This is a genomic window from Paracoccus sp. Z118 (assembly GCF_019061185.1).
Taxonomy (GTDB): Bacteria; Pseudomonadota; Alphaproteobacteria; order Rhodobacterales; family Rhodobacteraceae; genus Paracoccus.
The window spans coordinates 1-1,873 of sequence record NZ_JAHQZU010000077.1 but is presented as its reverse complement, the minus strand read 5'-3'; the positions used below and the strand labels follow the sequence as shown (position 1 = coordinate 1,873).

Here is a 1,873-nt window from a genome sequence, read left to right as displayed (position 1 = left end):
GCGAGCGCACAGCAGGTCTGTCCGCGCGCCGGGCGCGGAGGTCATGACCTTCGGAAGCCGGGGAGAGGCTACCGCTGCCGGGCCTTGCGGCCGGCGTAGCGGCGGTCGCGGTCGGCCTTTCGTGCGGCCTCATCCGAGATGACACGGGCGATCATGCTGTCAGCCCGTTCACGCGCCTCGATCTCGGCTCTCGCGGCAACGTTGGCGGCGTCCTGATAGGCGGCCGCCTCGGCGTCGATGCGTTCCTGCTCCTGCTGCCGCTCGCGCGCCTTCGCCTTGATCCGATCCCGGTCTTCGCGCCTCTTCTCACGGGCCGCAGCGGCCGCGACAAGCTCTTCCTGCCGCGCAAGGCGGGTGGGTTCGGCGGCGTTCATCCTGGTGTGGTAGGCGCGAAGGAGCGCGGCTTTCGCATCGGCAGCGGCACTGCGGCGGTCGTCGAGATCGTTGGCTTTGGCGGTTCTCAAATCTGTATCCTGTCTGAAGTATGGAGAGCCTGGAGGTCAGGCCCTTTTGGATGGTTTCGACGAAGTTGGGGCGGCCACCCTTGCACGCTCTTCCTCGTCTCGCGCCATGCGGGCGGTCTTCAGCCGCAAGGTCTTCTCCGCACGGGCCTGGGCGATGGCGTCGAGCTCGTCGATCGGGCGTTCCCGAGCGAGGAACTGCGATTGCGCCTCGGCGAAGGCAATCTCGGCCTGCGCCCGAGTCCGGCTGGATGCCTGCGTCATGCGGTTCACCTCTGAAGACTCGCTTGGTTGAGCGGCAAGAAAAAAGGTCAGGCGGACCGCCTGACCTTCAACGGTGTCCTGCGCTCGGGAATGCACGTGCATTCCTGAGCAAGGGAAGGCAGACGCGAGGTCAGGCAGCCTGGAGATTGCAGGCCGACATCTTGCCCGACTTGCTGTCGCGCTCCATGTCGTAGCCGATCTTCTGGCCCTCGGTGATTTCGCCCATGCCCGACCGCTCGACGGCCGAGATATGGACGAAGGCATCGGGGCCGCCGTTATCGGGCTGAATGAAGCCAAAGCCCTTGGTGGCATTGAACCATTTTACTGTGCCGGTGGTCATGATGAACCCTTTCAGAGGCGTGTTGGATATCCGTGACGCACGAGCGTCACGGGCAAAGATAACGATTTTTGAAAGGGAGGTCTGTTCAGGGCGCGGTGCCAATTGCGCAACAACCAAAGCTCGGCAAGCAAATATCGATCTATCGCTGATAGCAGCAGATGTCTCCGATGTCAATCCTGGAGAATTGGTTCACTGATCCGTCTCCAGGCGGACTCCGACCCTTTCGCGCAAAGCGGCCGGCAGATCAGACCGCTTCAGCCCGTGCGGCGTGACCATTGGGCAAGGCCACTTTCTCGATCGCGTTCATGACCGCTTCCGTCGCGGTCTGATGGATCATGTGACCCGCGCTCGGAACACGATGGAAGCTGCTCTGCGGGATCTCCCCGTGCAACCGGGCTGACTGATCCTGCGCATCCACGAGACGGTCGTCAGCACCCGCGATGATGGAGACCGGCATGCTGAGCTGCCGATAGCTGTCGCCAGCCGCAAGAGCCTCCGGAACCATCAGGGCGGATTCCGCGGCGCTTGCCCGGAGCTGGGATGGCCGGACCGCCATGGCCTTCGGAAACCCGGCGAACTTCTCCGGCACCGGCTGAGGCCCGAAGATCGTCCGCATCAGGAGCGGCCATGCCAGCCGGCTCAGGACCGGAGAGATCGTATAGCGGATGGCGTCGCCCACCACCGGGACCGCCGGAACCGCCATCCCGGCCACATCCGGCCGCGCGGTCGGAAAGTAGTAGCCCGAGGCCAGAACGAGACCGCCGACCAGATCGGGGTATTTGCGGGCCAGCGCCACGGCGACCAGGCA

Annotated in this window: 4 protein-coding genes; all 4 read right to left on the bottom strand. The window is 64.4% G+C overall.

Annotated elements, in window-relative coordinates:
- Positions 1-68 precede the first annotated feature (68 nt).
- On the bottom strand, positions 69-464 hold the full coding sequence (locus KTN05_RS17430) for a DUF6481 family protein (RefSeq protein WP_217330635.1): 396 nt from the start codon (positions 462-464) through the stop codon (positions 69-71).
- 36 nt (positions 465-500) lie between these two features.
- Entirely contained in the window at positions 501-827 is a 327-nt protein-coding gene (locus KTN05_RS17425; protein ID WP_254368339.1) for a hypothetical protein, read from the bottom strand.
- Positions 828-855: 28 nt separating this feature from the next.
- Positions 856-1,065, bottom strand: coding sequence for a cold-shock protein (locus tag KTN05_RS17420; protein WP_217330634.1), 210 nt, complete (start codon positions 1,063-1,065; stop codon positions 856-858).
- A gap of 244 nt (positions 1,066-1,309) precedes the next feature.
- Positions 1,310-1,873: alpha/beta fold hydrolase (locus tag KTN05_RS17415; protein WP_217330633.1), on the bottom strand; the 564-nt coding region annotated here is incomplete at its 5' end.

Excerpts from the sequence above, each read along its gene's own strand:
- KTN05_RS17425 (WP_254368339.1), bottom strand. The coding sequence starts at position 827 with ATGCACGTGCATTCCCGAGCGCAGGACACCGTTGAAGGTCAGGCGGTC.
- KTN05_RS17420 (WP_217330634.1), bottom strand. The coding sequence starts at position 1,065 with ATGACCACCGGCACAGTAAAATGGTTCAATGCCACCAAGGGCTTTGGC.